We start from the raw sequence: 22,854 nt of genomic DNA, 5'->3' as shown, positions 1-22,854 counted from the left end.
TTCGGGCAGCGATCTTTTTCAATCCATAAGAAATACCTTTTCGCCTACTTCAATGTCTCCTATCTTTTTTACAGAAGCATACACCCCGAAGTTTAAATTCATCTCTGTGTTAATTTTTTTCAATAAGGAAGCATCACGTGCTAGCGAATCTGGATCAAGCGTAACCATGGAGCAGCGATCACAATATTTATCCACTTGCAATTCAGCACCGCCTACCGTTATTCGTCTGCCTATCCACTCTTTTTCTCCAAAAGCGCCTTCCTCTACTGTAATGAGTATATTTGCTCTAAAGCGCCGCGCGTCCAGCTGTTTTCCCCATATCGCTTCGAGCTTTTGCAAGCTCTTATCGGTGATGATAAGGATACTGCCTTCATCCACCGCTTTAAGGTCAGGACTTTGTGCCTGATAACTGCGCATCCGCATCTTCTTCTTGGAGTACTTCTGCATTTCAGCTAACAGCTCCTCGTCCCAGCTGAAGGTCTGACCCTCTGGAGAAGTTATTTCTACTACGGGATGCTCTGCGCTCGTGCGTTCATCAACCAGCTTCGCTTTGTATGCCAGCATCGCCGGAATTTCTCTTGCAGTAAAGAAGCTATCCCAGCCTTCCTTTGTTTCATCATAAAAAGCATAACAACGGTCGCCCATCAATCCGTATCTATCGATTTTACAGGTATCCAGTTCCTCTCCTGCAAATGACTTAATCGGGTACCTGCTTATACTACTAATTTTACCAATCAACGTTAATGTCAATCCAACAACCTCCATACATCCGTTTTCTTCCATTCACATGTATCTTTGATTATAGTATAAACACAAAAGACGCGCGATAAGCCAAGTACACCTTTCGGTACAGAAAGGCTTTCCGCTTATCACGCGTCATGTCATTTCATATGATTGGTTCAAACGCATTGTAATACGATTAGAAAAAAAGGTGTATTAAATCCTCCATGCTCCAATGCTGCAGCTGATTAGGGAATCCTTTTGGAGCAGTAGTACAAGCCGCCAGCTTATAGCTTCGGTTCAGTTCATATTGTTTGAAAAAATAAGCTTCCGTTCTCGGAGTTAAAGCGATGGAGCTATCCTCACCAATATGTATTGAGAAGGAATCCAGCGGTATGGACAACCCTTTACCCTTTGCTTTTATGTAACTTTCCTTCAGCGTCCAAAGCTCATAGAAATAAGCGGTTCGCTCCTCCCCTCTCAAACAAAACAAACGTTCATATTCCATTTTCGAAAAATAAGATTTTGCTATACTTTCATCTATTTCACATATTTGTTCCACATCAATGCCTACCGGGGAAGAGCTTATAAATAAGGCAGCCCAATCTCCAGCATGCGAAATATTAAAGTGAAAATCTTCGCAGCCGATAAGTGACGGCTTACCATATGAATTGTAAGTAAACTGAATCGCTTGATTGGATAGGTCTAGGTTTCGCACAATTGCAGCACGTACAAGCACTTCACCAAATAACGTCCGATAAACATCACATTGCTGTCGCAATCGACTTATTTTTAAACGCTTCTCTTCTGATACGAGACTTAACAATTGCCGGTAGTCATTCGACGTGATGTTTTGAGGTATTTTCAAAACCATAATCTCAGCCTGCACAGTTTGCTGCTCCTTTCCCCCTCAACTAATCCTAAAAGCACTCGTCTGAATCTATCACAACCTCGAATTTCCATAACGCGCCATCACTTCATGAATAGCTTTTGCCCCAAAACGAATAGCCTCAACAGGCACACGCTCATCTGCAGCATGGATCAACTCCGAGAAATTCATGTCCTCTGGGAGCGTCATAGGCAAAAAACCATACGTTTGAATACCTAATGTTGAAAAATGTCTCGCATCTGTTCCACCCGGCAGCAGCATCGGAATAGGCACTGCAGCTTCATCCGCTTTCTTCAGCACATCTGACAGCAATTCAAACAATTCCATTTCCGGGTTTTCTGGACAAGGGTCATGACGAATCACCTCTAACATTATTTGATGTTGTATGGCATGATCGTACAGCTCGGCTATGAACTGCTCTGGAGTAAAACCGGGCAGCAGCCTCCCATCCATCTCCACGATGATTTCACTTGGATGCACATTGATTTTTTCGCCACCATGCACAACCGTAGCACTTATTGTGTTGCGAAGCAGCGGTTGAAACAGCTTTCCCTTGTCACCCATTATCCTCAGCATGAGATTGCTCAGGCGTGGCCGAAGCAGCCCTTTCAATAATAACCTCGGCAATAGGGGCAATGCCGATGCCATGGATTGAATCATATACGACGCTGCGGGCGTGACATGAATCGGCAGCTTGACCTTATTTAACGCTCCCAGCATATAGGCAAGCTGCGCCATGCTTCCTTCATTTTGGCCAAGAGAACCATGTCCGCCCCCTCCTCTAACCGTAGCTCTAAGGAAACAAATTTGTTTCTCTGCCACCATAATGGGATAAAATTTTTGGCCGCTTACTTGAAAGGAGAAGCCCCCAAACTCCCCAATCGCATAATTCACGCCAGCAAAGAGATAAGAATGATGTTTAACTAAGTAGGAGGCTCCTAAATCCCCTCCTGCTTCTTCATCACTTACAATAGCCAAAATCATATCGCCTTGTAATGCTGTTTTCTCCGCGTGGGCTTTTAGAAAGGCGGCAAGCATCATCGCTACACCGCCTTTCATATCTAGGCTTCCTCTCCCCCATACGTAACCATCGATAATCTCACCCCCGAATGGATCGCGGCTCCATGCTTGCTTCTCTACACCTACAACGTCAACATGCCCGTACATGAGAAAAGGAGGTGCATCTCCGCACCCCTTTAATCGTGCAATTAAATTAGGTCTATGCTCTTCTTGAGCAATAATGATCGTATCGCTGATTCCCGATTCAAGAAGAAGATCACGAATAAAATAAATACAATCTCGCTCATTGCCTGGCGGATTCGTTGTATTAAACCGTATTAATTGCTGCAATAGATATTGAGGGGACTCATATATTGGCCCGTCCAAGCTGCTAATCATCGTAAAGTCCTCCTTGGCATGGTTGACTTCCCTTTTTCATCCTTTAACTTCTATTAGAAGCTGAAAATCGACTCCCTAATTTATCCTTAAGGCCGTTGTCGTGAAGCACTTGTTCCAATCGATCCTGCTGTTCGTTCTCTGGAACAAGCTTCGTATGGAACGCAGAAATCAGCATCTCATAAGCCTTAACCAGATGCTTCCACTCTGCCCGGCCACGAGAAAGCTGAAGCCCATTCAACATCGTCTGAACCTCGCGGTAAGGTACAACTACACCTTGCTCATACTGCTCTAAATCCCTGTTCCGATTACGCATGCAAGTAACGATAGTCAAACATTGAATAATAAAATCTAACGAATAGTCTTGCCCCTCATCCCGGCCCTTCCCAAGGAGCTGTTCCCTATCCGGTTCATGGTCGAAAGAAAGCACCCTCAGGGCAGTACTATTGTTGGCTAGTTTCTTCAATATCGATTGGGGGCCCATCTCAACCGCTTCCGAAACCCCGTTTTCCAGCAAAAAACGGATAACCGCTGTCCATTGTACGGGTGCGGTAATCTGCTCTGTCAGCACTGCTGGAATCTCATCCGCACTCCGATATAATCTTGCAGTCACACTGGAAACAACCGGATGCTGGAGTGTTCCAAGCTTCAGTCCTTTAATTTCCTCTGCAAATAGCTGCGCTGCTGGTGCCATAAGAGGACTGTGGAACGGTGCGCTCACATGAAGCGGGATGACAACGCCTCCCCGCTTGGAGATACGCTGCACCGCTTCGTTCAATACTCCTTTATGTCCAGAAATAACAACCTGATCATCTGAATTAATATTAGACACTACAACAATTTCGGCTCCACCCTGAAACGAGGAACTAGCGTGCTTGCAGATCTCTGCAACTTCAGCTGCGCTAAGCGACATTACCGCCGCCATTGCACCACTGCCGGCATCGTCCGCATCACGCATGAGCTCACCGCGACGATGAACGATACGGACAGCGCTGTCAAATGGAATACCACCTGCACAAGACAAGGCGGTAATTTCTCCAAGGCTATGACCGGCTAAAAATTGCGGAGTCTTCACCAGCAGGTCTCTGTATATTTTGTACATTGCCATCCCTACAGTTAATATAGCTGGCTGTGCATATTCCGTCCTTGTCAATTCCTCCATGCTGCCCTCAAACATAAGTTTTGTGAGATCCATGTTTATCGCTTCACTCGCTTCATGAAAGGTCTCTTTGGCGAGCTCATATTTCCTATACAAATCCTTGCCCATGCCAACATACTGTGAGCCTTGACCGGGAAACAGCAATGTGCCGCCTACCATACGCTTTCAGCTCCCTCTTCTAATTCTGCCATTACAACTTTGAGAGATGCTAGATACAGAGAGAGCAATTCATCCACACTTGCTATGTCCCATGAACGAGYATCATATAGACATCGGATGTTTAACTCGTCTTCACTAAACTCAAGCTGAAGCGCAAAGCCGATTAGCGGCATATAGGACTCCATTCCTCTCAAGTCGGTTGAAGAGAACCATGGTATGATTCCATTGTCCAATGTACGGAAACCAGCTGCTGTCGCAAGCGAGGAAAAGGTATAATAGTCGCCGCTTTCCCGTTGATTAGCTACTTCAGGGATCATTTCCACAACCGTCATATAGTGGGACATATTCAGTGACACAGGCACCATCCGATCTCCTACACCGTCTTTGACGATGACTGTAACTTCATCGGACATCGTAATATCGGATAGCACGTACATATAAAGGACAAGCAATATATCGACGATATCTGATCCCATGTCTTCTGATAGCTGCATCAATTTCCCGAGCAGCGCTTCATCCAGCTTGCATGAACGGGGAATGGCTGCATGATCTATACCCGTTTCTCTGCTTATGATGCGATTAGGGAAAGTTAAACCTTTCAGCCCTGCTAGTCCATCCATATCTCCTTCTTCACTGAATGGTGCATCCATTAGCGCAGCCATTCCGCGGAGTGTTGCATTTCCGAACAGATCTGCAACGGATACACGAGAAGGATAGTGCTGCTCCAAGTTGTGATGTAAAGCAACAAGCAGAATGGAGTTGCCTCCTACCTCGAAGAAGTTGTCTTCAGCGGCAAAGTCGACTGTATGCAGCACCTCTTGCCAAAGAGCCGCTACTTTCCGCTCCGTATCGGTATCCAGCTCAAGCAGCTGCAGAGCAAATGCAGCATTATCCTGCAAACGAGCCACTTCACTCTGCTTTGGCAGCGCCTTGCGATCAATCTTTCCATTATTATTCAATGGCAATGCTGCAAGCCAAATGTAACGCTGCGGCACCATATATTCAGGCACTCGACTTGCCATAAAGCTGCGAAGCTCTGATGTCGACAATTCAGACTCCGCTGCATAATAAGCGCATAACAATCCGCCATTAGACTGCTCATCTTCCAGCAGCACCGCCGATTCAGTAACGTCCTCGTGCCGTGCGAGCATCATTCCAACTTCCTCCAGCTCGACGCGATGTCCGCGGATTTTCACTTGAAAGTCACTGCGCCCGAGAAATTCGAGGTTTCCGTCGTTTAAGAAGCGTGCAAGATCACCTGTTCTATACATTCTCTCACCGGGATAAAAAGGGTCGTTAACGAACTGTTCCTCCGTAAGCTCCGGCTTCCCAAGGTAACCTTGGGCCAATCTTGTCCCCGCTATACAAAGTTCACCAGCTACTCCAGGAGGCTGAAGACGTCCCGCCTTATCCAAAATGTACGTTCGCACTCCAGCAAGCGGTTTGCCTATTCCGGGATGATTATCCTCTATCCGCTGTATCGTTGACCATACCGTCGTTTCTGTAGGCCCGTACACGTTGTATATTTGAAGCTGTGGATAAGGCTTCAGCCGATTCCATAGGGTTGGAATAAACGGCTCCCCGCCAATGATCAAATCTTTTAAATAGCGCAAGCATGGTCTCTCTTCTTTGCCAGCCAGCAGCATTTGCAGTCTCATCGGGGTAGTTACCATCATCTCAACATCATGTTTGACGATGAGACGATCCAGCAGGTCTGGGTCTCTGCGCTCCGCTTGTGATGCTAGAATCACCTTCAGCCCATAAAGAAGCGGCATAATTAAGTCATGTATAGATACATCGAACGCAGCGCTTGCTAAAGCAACAATCGTTTTTCCTGGTACATATTCTACTTGCTCTGCCATTCCTTCTATGAACCGTATCGCACTCTCATGCTGAATCATGACACCTTTTGGTCTGCCTGTTGAACCTGATGTATAGATCACATAAGCTAGATTTTGAGAGGCATTGTCCTGCTCCATGCTGCTTGAGAGTATGTGTGAATCCTTCTCTTCCCTGCCAGCAGCGCACTGCTCGTCTCTCTCATCGATACAAACAATATTGCCTTCATATTGAGAAGCTTTCGAGAGGTATTCGTGCTGCGTTAACAAAACCGGAGCCTTAGTATCCTCCAGCATATAATGAATGCGATCCTCTGGGTATTCCAAATCAATGGGCAAATAGGCGCCTCCAGCCTTCCAAATGCCGATGATGCCAACTACCAGCTCGACCGTTCGCTCCACCATCAGTCCAACCACAATTCCTGAACGCACGCCTTCGCTACGCAGTCTACTAGCAAGTTCGTGTGCCCGCTGATTCAGCGTGCTGTAAGTAAACGACTCCTCGCCGCAAATAAGTGCAGTCTCATAGGGGCGAGATTGAGCCTGCTTCTCGAATAGGTGATGCAGGGTCATGCTTGATTCACCAGCTATTCCCTTTCTATGCAATGGCTTAGATTCAGTGGATGGGCATGAACCAACACAAAGTGATTTTATTAATGCTTGAACTTCATCTTCATCCAATATGGCTGCATCTCTAAGGAGAATATCGTCGCCTCGAACTAACAGCTCCGCTGCCCGATGGACATGATTAGCTAGATTTTTCATCATTGTCGTGCTGTAAGCAGAGCTATTGTATGTCATAGTAAGCATTATGGCGGGTGATTCTGACTCCAAGACACTGTACGAAAAGAGCAAACCAACCCCATCAGCGCTCGGTTTCCCATAACTATTTTCCAAGGTTACGGCTACAGCCTGTCCCGAATTGAAGCTGCTTGTTCTGGCGGAATCGATAGTTTCTAGTTCCAAAATATGTCCCTTGTTACTGTCCTCGAATTCATTCAGAGCTCCGTCTAATTGCTTTAGCAATGACTGAAGCATATTTTGCTCATCTACCCTGATTTGAAGCGGAATCCATGTCCCGTCCATATGACTTCCGAATCTCTGAGACGGAATGCCGATCGTTAATCGGTTATCCCCTTTATATTTATAAAGCATGATGTAAACCGCAGTAAGCAGTACGCTATACAATCGCTGATTGGACTGTTCAGCATATCGGAGCAGCATTTCTGTGAGCTCTTTGGGTAAATGGATGCGCTGCTCCATAGAACGATACTCCGCTTCTCTGCTAAGCAAATCTGGGGGAAACCCTCCATCCTCTCGCCACAAATATTGATTTCTCTCACCAGCGTCTATGACTACCTTATCCATATTTTTTGCTCCTCTCTATTGTGAATGGATGATTTCTTTGCCAGCCAATATCCTCAGGAGCGTATCATTTAGGAGCGAAACGACTTGTTGTTCCCGTTCATGTATGAAAAAATGACCTCCTTCGAAGTTGACGATTTTACAGGTCTCCGTCGTTTGTGACTGCCAATCTTCTGAAGTCCCGTACAGGCTGCTGTCCTCAGAGCCATTCATAACAATGAGATGAAGAGGGAGCGGCGGCTTAACCTCTGGCTTGTACGTGCCAACCAGCTTAAAGTCAGCTCGCAATATGGGCATAAATACGTCTCGCAGCTCCTTATGCTCGAATAGCTCAGCAGATGTTCCGCCAAGGCTTAATACTTCTTCGATAAAAGCTTTATCGGGAAGCTGATATATTTCTCGGTTCACATGGCTGGAATGAGGCGCCCCGTACCCTGACATAAAAACTACGGATGGGAGCGTCAATCCTGCTGCATGAATGCTATGAATTAATTCATAAGCGATCAAGCATCCCATGCTGTGGCCGAATAAAGCATACTGATTTTGTGTATAGTCATGGATTAAATGCAATATATCTTTAACTGCCTCATGAATATCCTCGTAGAGCGGCTCACTCATCCGGCTTCCTCTCCCAGCTAATTCAATCGGAATCAATTGAATAGAAGGATCGAGCTGCCGCGACCATTTCTTATAGACCTGAGCCGAGCCCCCCGCGTAAGGCAAACAAAGCAACGGTATACTATCCATAATTAGGAACGACCACCTTGTTAGGAAGCGATTTGATTTTGTTAAACACCACTAGCTAGCGTACGCCAAAATGTTTTTTCCATTGCAAATAGTTTTTCTGCTAGAGCTATCTCTCTGTCTCGCTGAAATTTATACGTAACAAAAGATTGCTTGATCGCATGCCAGCCGTCACAGATCATCTCCAATTGATCCTTAAGGGATTCGTATAATGTCACATTTATTTTCTTCTGCTCTCGCAGCGTTCGAATAAGTCCTTCATTTGCAATATGCCGGTTGCATATAATGTTGATTCCAATGAGTGCATACGTAATATGAGCGCTATATTTATCCGGGCTTGAATCTACTTGCCACATTCCCTCCATAGAGAAATCATCAAGCTCCCGCGTGAGCCGCTCCGCATTGTCAACAACTTCCGATAAGTTCAATTGATACGGTTTAATCGTTGGATGAAGATTATAAATATAATAGGCAGGGCCATTATAGTTTTTGTTGATATTGTATTCTGAATTTTTGAATGCTTTTCTGAGCCGATCCTCAGGAACCTCATGTTCATTGTAGCCAGCAAGCGTATCGTCAATGACATAGAAGGATGAGCGTTCATTATCGTAACCATTAAACAGCGAATAATGGTACCAATGAAACTTTTTCCAAGCCATGCTTCCCGGCAGCCAATAGAACAAATCGACATTCACACTTAAATTGCGCCCACCGTCAAGCACCTCTTTTATTTCATCTATAAACATTTCCTTATCGCGGAAGTGCCCCGGCTCAATCCACTTAATAACACCGGTTAGTGGGAATTTGGTCCAATCGTCGAGATAATATAGCGTATCAATCGTCGGATATCGAAATTGCTGGTCTGTCGCTGCAGACCAAGGATAATATCGATGAATGTTCAAATATGCCGCATATCGATAGCTGGGATGAGCAGAAACAGCGATTGAATAGGCTTGATTGAGCATACAGTTCGCCCAGAATTCATTAAATGGTTGTCTGTCCAACGTAACTTTCATCCGCTTATCCTCCTTAATAGATCCAAACTCGTATCATTTAATCATTTCTCGGCGGTACTGCACGAAGGAAATACCTCCGAGAACGATGTTATTTCGGACCATCTTGCAGCAATAGATCGCTTAGTTTCATCAGAGGGCTGGCAGCAGCCGTCATTTCCTCTACGGTTGCACAATAATGCTGAGCCATGCGCGTAATCGTATCTGAGTGAAACAGTGCTGTGGCATACTCCAAGCTGCAAATCATTTCTCCATTACTCTCCACAACCTCCAGCGTCAAATCGAATTTACTAACTCCTGGCTCGAACGGCTGAAGCTCAAAGGTTAAATCGCCTCCTTGCATGACAGAACGATCCATATTTTGCAAAATGAACATCGTGTCGAACAAAGGATTTCGACTCTGATTTTTCCCAAGCTCCAATCGCTTCACCAAATCCTCAAACGGATACTCCTGATGCTCCAGCGCTTGCAGTACATCATTATGCACATCGGCGATGTAACCGCCAAGTGTTCTTTCAGGCTGTGGTCGGCATCGAATCGCAACTGTATTAACGAATATGCCGATTTGGCCCTCAAGATCAACATGGTCACGTCCTGCTGTCGGCGTGCCAATAATAATGTCTTGTTGCCCACTGTACTTGCTAAGCAAAAGAGCATAAGCACCAAGCAACACCGTATACAATGTTGTCCCCAGCTCTCTTGCCATGTGCTGCGCTCTTCTCGTAAGTTCCTCATTCAACTTAAAATTATATCTGCGCCCCTCGAAGCTCTGCATCGCTGGTCGCGGATTATCCGCCTGGAGCTCCAGTATTGGCAGTTCTCCTGAGAACATATCCAGCCAGTGGCGCTCATGCGCCTCGTACCCTGGACCTTTTAATTGAGCTTCCTGCCAGACGGCATAATCTCTATACTGCACCCGCAGCTCTGCAAGCTCATTGCCGGAGTACAATTCGATCAATTCTTTTAGAAGCACACTGACCGATACACCATCCGTAACAATATGATGCATATCAAGCAGCAGCAAGTGAGAGCTAGAGCTTAGCGGAACAAGAGCTGCCCGCAGCAATAAGCAGCTGCCAAGATCAAATGGACGGATGAACCGCGCCATTAATCTAGTGATGGTTTCATCCATTCCCGTTTCTGACAACAAACGTTTGGCAGTCATTCGTGCCCATGCATTGCCATCCAGCTTAAATGCCGCAGATGGATGAATCCGTTGCTTGAATTGTCCATCTTCATAATGGAAAGACGTTCGTAAACTCTCATGCCTCATGATTAAAGCGGTGAACGCCTGCTCCAGCTTCTTCGCATCCAGATTCCCACGGATATGCAGTGCAAAAGGGACATTATACATCTTTGCTTCTCCAGACAGCAGAGATAAAACATATTGCCTTCTTTGAGCGCGCGACATCGGGAAATACGCCCTGTCCATCTGGCGCGGAATCGATTCATAGGTTTGCTGGCTTTGACCTTCAATTACTAGAGCGAGTGACTCTAGTGTCGGATTCTGAAACAATTCTCTCAGCGGCACGCGCACTCCAAATTGAACGCCTATCCGACTGACCAATGTTGCCGCCTTTAACGAATGTCCACCTAACTCGAAGAAGCTGTCTGTCGCTCCGATGTTATCCGTCAATAGCAGCTCCTGCCAGAGCATAACCAGCTTGCGCTCCGTCTCCGTGCTCGGCTCCCGGTAATGTCGTACATTCCGTTCTGTCTGCTGCGGTCTTGTAAGTGCCTTGCGATTTATCTTGCCTGTTGGCGTCATCGGTATTTCGTCCTGCAGCATCACATAGGTTGGAATCATATAAGCAGGCAGCTTGCCTCTCAGATGTTGGATTAGCTCCTCAGTTACACCGAGAGAATGCCCGTCTACGCTCTCTAACCATACGGTTTCTTCCTTATGGATACTTTCGAGTGCTGCTGCAACATAATGATCCGCGTACGAGGTCATATTTGGCAGATCAGCATCATCAGCCTTTTGTAGGACAACATAAGCGCAGAGAACTGGCTCACCCTCAGGCTCTTGAAACGCGATGACAACCGCTTCCTTCACACGTTCATGCTGCAGCAGCTGCTGCTCCACCTCACCGGTTTCAATGCGATGTCCTCGTATTTTCACCTGATGATCGCGGCGGCCTGCGTATACAAATTCACCATTCGCCAGCCTTCTGCCAAGATCACCCGTGCGGTACATCCTCTCCTCGGCATTAAATGGGCTCGTGATGAATACTCCTTGATCCCATTCCGGATGGCGAAGATAACCCCGACCAACGCCTGCTCCTCCGATGCAAATTTCACCAATCACACCCGTTGGCTGCAGCTGCAGCTCTGGACTCAGTACGACCATTGCTGCCCCTGCAATAGGTCTGCCGATCGTAATAGCTTCACCGCTAGTTACCTCGCACACCGATGTCCATACTGTTGTTTCCGTTGGGCCATAGAGATTAAAAATACGTGCACTCGTCACCGAACGAAGTCTTTCCAGCAAATCCATCGTCAACGGCTCCGCACCAATCATGACTATGCTTAAGGATTTCCAAACCTCGGTTTGGCTCACTTGCGCCATCCACCACTTGAAGCGTGATGGCGTAATTTGCAGCACCTCTACCCGATGCTTCTTTATAAGCTCCTGCAGCAGATGAGCATCACCCCGTTCCTCTTCATTGCAAAGCACCATTTTCATCCCCATTGTTAATGGGAGCAGGCTCTCTACGATGAAAATATCGAATGATACGGTCGCCATTGCCAATAGGCTTTGGCCTGCTTCGAAAGGAATTCGCTCACGGAATCCACTCACGAAGCTTGCCAGTCCGCGATGCTCGATCATTGCACCCTTCGGCCTGCCCGTTGAGCCGGAAGTATACAGTACATACGCCAGATGCTCGGGAAAGCTTACGATCTCCAGATTTCCTCGTTCCGAGCTATACAGATCAGCATCATCCAAATACCACTCTTCTGCTGCGCTCATGACAAACCCGGCATATTTCCTTTCTGTCAGAAGCCATTGATCGCCGCAATCCTCCAGCATCCACTGGATACGCTCAGCAGGGTATGCCGGATCAATAGCGACATAAGCGCCACCCGCTTTCAAAATGCCAAGAATGCCGATCATCAACAGGGGTGAACGGTCTGCCATCAGCGCTACGATTCGCTCCGGTCCCACCCCGCGGCTGCGAAGCGTATGTGCCAGCTGGTTGGATCTATCATTTAGTTCGCGATAGGTCATCTGCTCCGATTCAAAATGGACTGCAACCGCATCAGGAGTTTTTGCTGCCTGCCGCTCTATCTCTTCGATGACGGATCGCCATTTGAACGGGTCTCCTGGCAAAGATAATACTTGGCCCTGCAAACTCAGCGGCATTTTAGCGGGTGCATCTCCTGCAGCTACAGCCCCTCCACCATCAGCTCCACTGCTATTCATCCACGTCATACTATTCAATGCCGCAAGCAGCTCCAACTTTTCTTCATCGTTTAGCAGCTCTAGTTCGCCAAGAGTCCGCAATCGATTTTCGCTCGACATCATTGCTTTAATAATCGCGCAGTAGTGGTTCGCCATCCTGATGACCGTCTCCTCATGAAACAGATCCGTTGCATATTCCAAGCTGAAGGCAATGCCTTCCGCGCGCTCTACAGCTTCAAGTGTCAAATCAAACTTGCTGACACCGTGTTCAAACGGCTGCGGCTCGAAGCTCAAACCGCCCGCTTGCAACGCTGAATGTTCCATATTTTGCAAAATAAACATCGTATCGAACAACGGATTTCGGCTCTTGTCCTGAACGTGGTTTAGCCGCTCCACCAGCTTCTCGAACGGATACTCCTGATGCTCCAGCGCCTGCAGCACATCCTCGTGCAATTCGGCAACGTAGCTGCTAACCGTACGATCGAGCTGTGGTCGACAACGAATGGCTGCTGTATTGACGAACATGCCGATGAGTCCCTCCACATCAACATGATTACGTCCAGCTACTGGCGTGCCAACAATAATATCCTCTTGTCCGCTGTACTTCCCAAGCATAAAAGCATACGCACTCAGCAGCACTGAATATAGTGTCACACCTTGCTCTACCGCCAAACGCCGCGCCAGCTGTGCAAGCTCTCCGTCTAGATGGAAGACATGTTTTCGCCCCTTGAAAGTTTGAACGATCGGGCGTTTCCTATCTGTCGGCAATTCCAGCAGCGGCAGCTCGCCTTCAAACTTCTTCAACCAGTAACGCTCATGCGCCTCGATTGCTTCGTCGCCTAGCTGTCCCTCCTRCCAGACCGCATAATCTCTATATTGCACCCGCAGCTCTGGCAGTTCATTTCCGCCGTATAATGCTGTTAATTCCTTTACCAGCACACTCATTGAAACGCCATCAGTCACAATATGATGGATGTCCAGCAGCAGCAAGTAATGCTCTTCTTCCAGTTGAAGAAGTCCTGCCCTTAGCAGCAGTCCGCTTTCCAAATCAAAAGGTCTTATAAACTTCGTAGTAAGCTCATTCAGCCATTCGGATTCAGCGCTTACATCATCACTAGATGCTCCCAACCACTTGCCAGCTGGTACAAGCTCCTCTACAGCATCCTCGAAATGAAATGCCGTCGCTGGATGAACTCGCTGCCTGAATTGTTCATCCATATAATGAAACGAAGTTCGTAAACTTTCATGCCTAGCGACCAATGATGAAAACGCAGCTTCAAGTCTCGAAGCGTCCAGATTGCCCCGAATTCGCAGTGCAAACGGAACATGGTACATCGTGGATTCTCCTGTTAGCAGCCCCAGCAAATATTGTCTTCTCTGCGCATGCGACATCGGATAATGCTCCTGATCCATCTGGCGAGGAATCGATTCATATGTTTGCAGATGTTTACCTTCAATTACTTCAGCAAGGGACCCTAGCTTTGGATTTAAAAACAGCTCCCTCAGCGGCACATGTACACCGAACTGCTCGTGGATTCGGCTCACCAGCGCTGCAGCCTTGAGCGAATGGCCGCCAAGCTCGAAGAAGCTGTCCATCACGCCAATATCGTCCGATTTCAGCAAATCTTTCCACAGCTCGGCAAGCTTGTGTTCCGTTTCGTTTCTTGGCCTTAAGAACTGGCGCTCACTCCGCGCAACCTTATGAGGTTTCGGCAGCGCCTTTCGATGCAGCTTTCCGGTTGGTGTCAGCGGTATTGCATCTAGCAGCATCACATAAGCTGGAATCATATAGGCAGGCAGCTTGCTGCTGAGATGGGTCTGCAGCTCCGAAATCATGTCGGAGAGGTTGTGCTCGATAATATTGTTGTTACAACTAGAGTCGGAAGCGTGTACAACATACGCGCAAAGCGCGTGCTCGCCCTTCTCCTCCTGAAATGCAATGACAACAGCTTCCTTCACACGCTCATGCAGCAGCAGCTGCTGCTCCACCTCACCGGTTTCAATGCGATGTCCTCGTATTTTTACCTGATGATCGCGGCGACCTGCGTATACAAATTCACCGTTCGCCAGCCTTCGGCCAAGATCACCCGTACGATACATCCTCTCACTTGCATTAAACGGGCTCGTGATGAATACTCCATGATCCCATTCTGGATGGCGAAGATAACCCCGTCCAACGCCTGCTCCTAAGATGCAGATTTCACCAATCACACCCGTTGGCTGCAGCTGCAGTGCTGGATTTAGCACAACCATTGCTGCCCCGGAAATAGGCTTGCCAATCGTAATGTTCTCACCGCTAGTTACTTCGCACACCGAAGTCCATACCGTTGTTTCCGTTGGTCCATAAAGATTGAAGATACGTGCATTCGTCACCGCACGAAGTCTCTCCAGCAGGTCCATCGTCAACGGCTCCGCTCCAATCATGACTACGCTTAAGGCTTTCCAAACCTCGCTATGGCTCACCTGCGCCATCCACCACTTGAAGCGTGATGGCGTAATTTGCAGCACTTCTACCCGATGCTTACTTATAAGCTCCTGCAGCAGATGAGCATCACCCCGTTCCTCTTCATTGCAAAGCACCATTTTCATCCCCATTGTTAATGGGAGCAGGCTCTCTACAATGAAAATATCGAAGGATACGGTCGCCATTGCCAATATGCTTTGGCCTGCTTCGAATGGAATTCGCTCACGGAATGAACTTACGAAGCTTGCCAAACCGCGATGCTCGATCATTGCACCCTTCGGCCTGCCCGTTGAGCCGGAAGTATACAGTACATACGCCAGCTGCTCGGGACGGCTTACGATCTCCAGATTCCCTCGTTCCGAGCTATACAGATCAGCATCATCCAAATACCATTCTTCTGACGCATTCATGACAAACCCGGCATATTTCCTTTCTGTCAAAAGCCATTGATCGCCGCAATCCTCCAGCATCCACTGAATACGCTCAGCAGGGTATGCCGGATCAATAGCGACATAAGCGCCTCCTGCTTTCAAAATGCCAAGAATGCCGATCATCAACAGAGGTGAACGGTCTGCCATCAATGCTACAATTCGATCCGGTCCTACTCCGCGGCTGCGAAGCGTATGGGCAAGACGATTCGCTTGCTCATTTAATTCGAAATACGAGAGCGTCTCCAAACCAAATAAAATCGCAGCGGAATGTGGCGTTTCTGCCGCTTGCCGCTCTATCTCCGCCATGATGCTCATCCAGCAGGGATGCTCTTCGGTGGATGCGGAGAAATGTGTATTATTTGCTGTCATCTCTACCATCTCTTTTGTTTCATCGAGCAGTGCATCTCTTACCTTCTCCGCGATGTCATTACTCTTCTGTTCCGCTTCATCATCAGCGCTTGCTGACAGCGAAGAAAGCTGCAATTGCTCTGCCTCATCCAATAATTCCAGCTCACCAATCGTCCTCTTTGACCCTTCGCTTGATGTCATCTCCTTAACGATTGTGCAGAAATGTGCGGCCATTCTCTCGATCGTACTCTCATGAAATAAAGAGGTTGCATACTCAAGGTTGCATGTAATCCCCTTCCCCGTCTCCACTGCTTCCAGCGACAAATCAAACTTGCTGAATCCGGTTTCGTACGGCTGCGGCTCGAAGATCAAATCCCCCGCCTGCCTTGCTGGCTGCTCCATATTTTGCAAAATAAACATCGTGTTAAATAGGGGATTGCGACTTAAATCCTGTTCCATATCAAGCTGATTTACAAGATCCTCGAACGGAAATTCCTGATGCTCCAGCGCTTGCAGCACATTCCCGTGCATTTCAGTAATGTAACTGCCAATCGTCATTCCGAATTGCGGGCGGCAACGAATGGCGACCGTATTGACGAACATGCCGATTAGCCTTTCTACATCAATGTGATTGCGTCCGGCTACGGGAGTACCCACGATAATATCCTCTTGTCCGCTATACTTCCCAAGGAGAACCGTATAAGCGCTAAGCAGCAGCGTATATAACGTCGTCCCTCGTTCCCTTGCCAATTGCCGCGCCCGATATGCCAGCTCCTCGTTTAGCTGAAAAGCATACCTTCGGCCCTCAAAACGCTGAACCGCCGGACGCTGCTTGTCTGCAGGCAGATCAAGCACCGGGAGTTCGTCCGAGAACATGCCCAGCCAATAACGCCTCAGCTTCGAGTAATAGTCACCGCTTAATCGTTCCAGCTGCCAGACTGCATAATCTCGATATTGCACCGTCAGCTCTGGCAAGGCCTGCCCTTTGTATAAATCGATCAACTCTTTTATGAGCACGCTCATCGATATCCCATCCGTCACAATATGATGGATATTCAGCAACAACAAGTGACGGTTTTCTGCCAATTGAGCAAGACCGACTCTTAGCAGTGAGCCGCTTCCGAGATCAAATGGATCTGTATATTGGGCCATTAATTCATTGATCCGTACATCTGCTCCGATTGCAGTTGACGCGCGCTGCCATAGATCAGCCTGCTCGCCTTTCATAACCATTTCCGTTAGCTGAAATGGATTAGCAGGATGAATTCGCTGACAGAACTCTTCACCCACATAGTGGAATGATGTTCGCAGGCTCTCATGTCTCGTAATTAGAGCAGTAAACGCGGCTTCCAGTTTCTTTTTTTCCAAATTACCTTGGATGTGAAGTACAAACGGAATATGATACATCGTCGATTGTCCGGCAATGAGCTCGATCATATATTGGCGTCTCTGTGCAGGAGACATTGGATAATGATCCCGATTTGCTTGCAGTGGAATGTTAGCTCCTCCGATGCCCAGCTCAGAATTTAACAGCGTTCCCCCTGCCAGCCACTCAGCCATACTCGCAACAGACAGTCGTTCAAATACGATGCTCAGCGGCATTTCAACATGAAATTTAGCTTGAATCCGGCTTACCAATACTGCAGCCTTCAGGGAATGTCCACCCAACTCGAAAAAATCATCATAAATACTAATTTGCTCCATGCCGAGCACATCTCTCCATATTTCAGCCACCTCTGCCTCCAGCGAGGTTCGCGGCAGGGTAAGCTCAGCAACGACTCGTTGCTGTAAAACAGGTTCTGGGAGCGCCTTGCGATCCACTTTGCCATTAGGTGTTAATGGTATCGCAGCGATCTCCATAAAAAACGAAGGGATCATATAATCTGGCATTTTACTTTTCAAAAAGCTCTTTAAATCCTGAGCTCCTATTGTTTGATTCACAACCATGTATGCGCAAAGTTTTTTATCGCCTGCTTGATCCTCATGAGCGATGATAACCGCTTCGTCTACCGCCTCATGTCTTTGAAGCTGCGCACCAATTTCTCCAAGCTCGATCCGAATGCCTCTTAGCTTGATTTGATCATCCATTCGGCCTAAATACACCGCATTTCCGTCTGGCAGCCACTTAGCTAAATCACCGGTACGGTACATAATGGTGCCAGGCTGCAGCGGGTGTTCAACAAACCGTTCCGCGGTCAATTCCGGTTTATTAACATACCCAGCAGCAAGGCCGCTGCCGGAGATGCATAGCTCCCCAGCCGTTCCCACCGGTGCAGGCTTGTCTCCAAAATTTAAAATATGAACAGCGACGCCATGCATCGGTCCGCCAATTGGCACATTAACGCCGCTGGCAGCAGCTGATTTATACACATACATATTGGAGCAGATCGTCGCCTCAGTCGGACCATAGCCGTTAACCATTCGTATATTCGGATTTAATTGAACAAAAAGCGCAAGCGTTGTATCTTTTATAGGTTCAACACCAACAAGCAGCTTGTCCAAGGAGATCGTCATCCTCGATTGTTCCAACGATTGCGCCACATCCCGAAGCAGCGTCGGCGGAATATAAGCAAAAGTTATCTTCTCTTCTACTAATACTTTTGCTAGCTCTCTAGGATCAAGAAGCTTGGGATTTGGATAAAGGACAAGGGACGCGCCAAACATAAAAGGCATAAACAGCTCGCATACGCTCACATCAAACGAAATATTGGTAAGGCTTAAGCAGCGGTCTCTTTCATCAAAATTTCCGTCATAAAACAGCTTCATCGAATGGCTGAAGTTATAAAAGCTGCGATGCGGAACCATAACTCCCTTCGGCTGCCCAGTAGATCCCGAAGTGTAGATGACATACATAAGATCATCTGCTGAAATGGATACGTCCACATTGCTTTTATCCCCGTCATATATCGTTTCATCCGTTAATCGCATTTCCTGAACGGATGGATACACATTTCTATGAACCGAATCGTCTACTAAGAGCAAACTTGCTCCGCTGTCAGCAAGCATATAGCTAATTCTCTCCTGCGGATATTGAAGGTCGATTGGCATGTATGCACCACCAGCCTTCATAATCGCAAGCATTCCTGTCACCATTGAAATCGAGCGTTCAGCCATCACACCGACAATGCTGTTAGGGCCAACACCGCAGCGAACAAGCTTGCGCGCCAGCGCATTTGCTCGCCCATTCAATTGCTCGTACGTTAATGACTCCCCTCTGCACTGAACGGCGACTCTTCCAGGAACCCGTCTTGCCTGTTCTTCAAAGCTGCTGTGGATACAGCGAGCACTAGGGAAAGCAGCCGCACGACTGCCAAATTCCGTCAGCAACTTGTTGTAATCTTGAGGGGACAACATTTCACACTCGCCTAATGTATGGTCTGGATAGTCCGATACATAACTTAGCAACGTAACGTAATGCCTCATCATCGACCTTACAGTCTCTTCGCGGAACAAGTCCTTGCCATATTCGACTACCAATCGCAGGGTGCCGTCATTTTGCTCCACGGCTTGAACCATCAGATCGTATTTCGCCGTCCCATGCGGGAACCTCTCGTGCCGATAGGTCAATTCTTCACTCGAGTAGTTGGGAATGTTCAAATTTTGCATAATAAACATCGTATCGAATAACGGATTGCGGCTGCTGTCTCGCCGATCCACCATGGACGCTAGCTCTTCAAATGGAAAGTCGGAATTTTCATAAGCCTCTGTCGATGCTGCTTTTATCTCTTCTAAAAACTGGGTAAACGGTTTGTTTGCCACGGGATACCCGCGCAATACAAGTGTTCCGACGAACATCCCTACCAGAGTCTCAGCTTCACGGTTGACTCTCCCCGCAATCGGTGTGCCTACAGCAATATCTTCCCCGCCAGAATACTTTGCAAGAAGGGTATAATAGACCGATAAAAGCACCATAAATAGCGTAGATTCCGTTGATTTTGCCAGCTTTCGCAAATTATCCGATAACTCGTTGTCCACATATATATCAAATGTTTCGCCGCGATTGCTCTTTATCAGAGGGCGAGGAAAGTCAGTCGGAAGCTCCAGCACAGGCCACTCCCCTTGGCAGTGCTTCATCCAGTAACTTCTCTGTCGCTCCATCCGCTCCGATTGCAGTTCCTCTCTCTGCCACGCAGCGTAGTCTATATACCGCAAGGTTAACGGCTCAAGACTCTCTCCTCGGTAAAGCATCATAAGCTCTTTGAGCAAAATACCTGCTGAGAAGCCATCCGAAGCAATATGATGCATATCCAAATACAAAAAATGTCGCTCAAGATTAACGGTGAGTAAAGCAGCGCGAAGCAGCGACGCATGACTCAGATCAAATGAAGTAAACAAGCTATGCAGCGTTTCAAGCACCGTTTCTTCTGATACCTGCAGCCGCTGAAGGGAAAAATGAACATCAGAATGAACAAATTGACAAATTTCACCGTCTACTATGGCGAATGACGTTCTTAACATCTCATGCCTTTTTATTAATGAATGAATAGACGCTTCCAATCTGCCTGCATCCATTTCCCCCTCTATATGTAAAAGCTCCGGCAAATTATAGCTTCTATCGCTAGGCGAGGCAGCTTGCTGCAAGTACATGCGCTTTTGCGACGAAGAGATCGTATAATACTCCCGCTCCGCCACTCGAGGCATATGAATTACTTTTTCCGTTTCTGGCGAAGCAATCCTTAATCGCCGCTCTTCCACAACACCAGCAAACCCGCTAAGTGTAGGATGTCCTAGCAAATGCTGCACTTCTAGTCGAATCCCCCAGCTTTGACTAAGTGAATTAACGATTCGCAGCGCAATGATCGAATCACCGCCCAATTCATAGAAGTTAGCATCATTGCTGAGCTCACGATAACCGAGCAGTTCCCCCCATACATTAGCGACACTTTGCTCCGATTCCGAGACGGAACCTTCACTGCACAGCCTCACGTGGTTAACTGCCGATTCATGTTTAATCTCTCTCAGAGGTGCTATATTAACACTGCGATCATCTTCCTCTACCCAACACGGATAGGGATCAAATGAATATACAGGCAGCGGTACCCTTCTGCGTCTCTCATCACGATAAAGCTCCTTCCAATCTACTTTAGCACCAGCTGCATATAACTGAGCTAACTGTGTACTTGCATCATCGTTGCCCCGATTACTGCGGACAACCTGCTCTAAGAGCTCTTTTTGCTTTCGCTCGTCATTCCCTCCCGTATGCACTGCATTTGAATCGGCGTAATAAATATTCGGCATCATCGTGCTTTGCAACCGCTCAACATCTAAGGCTTCCAGCCTATTTCTAAGCTCAACTTCATTTTTGGCGACGATCGCCAAACGATATCGATAATGTCCGCGACCTATCGCCGCGCTATAGCAGATGTCCGTCAAGCGCCATTCTTGCTGCTCCTGATCGGTAAACCAAGCACGATAATTAATAATGGATCGCTTAAGAGCCGATTCGCTTTGGGCGGATAGGCAAAAAACTTCATTTTTTTCTTCCCCATAAGCTGCATGCGCTACCTCTTCTAACATAACGCTATCATTCATTGACATTGACGGTGCTTCTTCCAGCACAACATGGCAGTTGGTTCCGCTCATACCAAATGCGCTAATACCGCATCTACGCGCACCAAACTCGTCACTCCAATGCGATAGCTTGTCGTTGACATACACTGGAGAATCAACAAACGATATTTTGCGATTGGGGAAACGATAATGCAGCGTAGGTGGAATCTGTTTATTGCAAAGGGAAAGAACTACCTTCAGCAGCCCCGTAATACCAGCAGCATGATCGAGATGTCCGATATTGCTTTTGACCGAGCCAATCGCACAGAACTGCCTCTTGTCTGTGAAACGTCTGAACGCTCTCGTAATGCCATCAATTTCAATAGGATCTCCCAATGTGGTTCCTGTACCATGCGCTTCCAAATACATGATCGTTTCGGGATCAATGGCTGCATCCTGCCAAGCACGGACAATGACATCCTCCTGCGCCAAGGCGTTAGGCGCAGTAATGCCTACGGAGCTGCCATCCTGATTCATAGCGCTCCCTTTAATAAGTGCATAAATATGATCCCCATCCTGCAGCGCCTTTGCGAGCGGTTTAAGCAGCAATGCGACTACACCATCCCCGATACCGGTCCCGTCAGAGCTGTCATCAAACGGCTTTGCACGGTTATCGCTTGACTCGATCCCAAGCCGAATGCCCATATCGATCGGAAGCAGATTGAGCTTCACACTTCCAGCGATAGCAGCATCGCATTCACCGCTGCGAATGGACTGACATGCTAAATGGACGGCCACAAGAGAGGATGAGCAAGCGGTGTCGACATTAAGTGCCGGCCCTTTCAAATTCAAGAGATAAGAGATGCGGCTTGCGATCATTGAACTTAAATTGCCTGGCGCTGCCATTGCGAGCGCTTCTGGATTTACCGTTTCAATAATACGTTTATAATCATGCAGCGCATCGGCGTTATGACCGATAAATACACCTGTTCGTGAGCCATGGAGCGCTTCGCCCCCATAACCGCCATCCTCCAATGCGCTCCATGCGGTCTGCAGAAACATGCGCTGGTTCGGACTCATTAGTGAAGCTTCCTTCGGAGACAATCGAAAAAAGGAATAATCGAAGGAAGAGATATCCTCCAAATATGCACCATCAAATATTGAAATGGTTTCATACAATGCGCTCAGGCGACGAAGATACGGTTCCAACTCCTGCCGCCTCGACTGCGGGAAGGAACGTACACCGTCCACTCCATTTTGCAGCATATCCCAAAACTCTCGGTGTGTGTCTGACTTTGGAAGCTTGGCAGAAATGCCGATGATCGCAATTTCTTGACTTGCGGTTTCCAGCACCGCGTCACTACCTGCGTCTCCTTCATTTTCATTGCGATTTGGTTCCAACAAATCCAACTGGAACATGCTGCACACTCCTCTTT

Annotated in this window: 8 protein-coding genes; all 8 read right to left on the bottom strand. The window is 47.5% G+C overall.

Translation table 11 applies throughout. From position 1 onward, the window contains the following. Positions 1 to 18: 18 nt before the first annotated feature. Positions 19 to 750 (bottom strand): MOSC domain-containing protein, encoded by a 732-nt coding sequence (locus AB4Z50_RS04140; protein WP_441876023.1) that lies wholly within the window; start codon positions 748 to 750, stop codon positions 19 to 21. 169 nt (positions 751 to 919) lie between these two features. Further along, positions 920 to 1,609: a 4'-phosphopantetheinyl transferase family protein gene (locus AB4Z50_RS04135; protein WP_441876020.1), complete on the bottom strand. Its 690-nt coding sequence runs from the start codon at positions 1,607 to 1,609 to the stop codon at positions 920 to 922. Between the two features lie 54 nt (positions 1,610 to 1,663). Then, a complete protein-coding gene (locus AB4Z50_RS04130; protein WP_441876017.1) occupies positions 1,664 to 3,007 on the bottom strand; it encodes a M20/M25/M40 family metallo-hydrolase in 1,344 nt (447 codons plus the stop codon). Positions 3,008 to 3,050: 43 nt separating this feature from the next. Further along, positions 3,051 to 4,322 (bottom strand): ACP S-malonyltransferase, encoded by a 1,272-nt coding sequence (gene fabD, locus AB4Z50_RS04125; protein ID WP_441876014.1) that lies wholly within the window; start codon positions 4,320 to 4,322, stop codon positions 3,051 to 3,053. Then, complete coding sequence (locus AB4Z50_RS04120; RefSeq protein ID WP_441876011.1) at positions 4,316 to 7,528, bottom strand: non-ribosomal peptide synthetase; 3,213 nt, start codon at positions 7,526 to 7,528, stop codon at positions 4,316 to 4,318. Before AB4Z50_RS04120 ends, fabD begins: the two co-directional genes overlap by 7 nt. A gap of 15 nt (positions 7,529 to 7,543) precedes the next feature. Then, positions 7,544 to 8,272, bottom strand: a complete 729-nt coding sequence (locus AB4Z50_RS04115; RefSeq protein WP_441876008.1) for a thioesterase II family protein — start codon at positions 8,270 to 8,272, stop codon at positions 7,544 to 7,546. A 41-nt stretch (positions 8,273 to 8,313) separates the two neighbouring features. Further along, on the bottom strand, positions 8,314 to 9,285 hold the full coding sequence (locus AB4Z50_RS04110) for a hypothetical protein (protein ID WP_441876005.1): 972 nt from the start codon (positions 9,283 to 9,285) through the stop codon (positions 8,314 to 8,316). 88 nt (positions 9,286 to 9,373) lie between these two features. Further along, positions 9,374 to 22,837, bottom strand: coding sequence for an amino acid adenylation domain-containing protein (locus tag AB4Z50_RS04105; protein ID WP_441876002.1), 13,464 nt, complete (start codon positions 22,835 to 22,837; stop codon positions 9,374 to 9,376). Between the last annotated feature and the right edge of the window lie 17 nt (positions 22,838 to 22,854).

This window comes from Paenibacillus sp. 2TAB26, assembly GCF_052115145.1.
Taxonomy (GTDB): Bacteria; Bacillota; Bacilli; order Paenibacillales; family Paenibacillaceae; genus Pristimantibacillus.
This window is presented reverse-complemented; position numbering and strand designations above follow the sequence as displayed.

Coding starts and splice junctions, on each gene's coding strand:
- AB4Z50_RS04130 (WP_441876017.1), bottom strand. CDS start 3,007: ATGATTAGCAGCTTGGACGGGCCAATATATGAGTCCCCTCAATATCTA.
- fabD (WP_441876014.1), bottom strand. CDS start 4,322: ATGGTAGGCGGCACATTGCTGTTTCCCGGTCAAGGCTCACAGTATGTT.
- AB4Z50_RS04115 (WP_441876008.1), bottom strand. CDS start 8,272: ATGGATAGTATACCGTTGCTTTGTTTGCCTTACGCGGGGGGCTCGGCT.
- AB4Z50_RS04110 (WP_441876005.1), bottom strand. CDS start 9,285: ATGAAAGTTACGTTGGACAGACAACCATTTAATGAATTCTGGGCGAAC.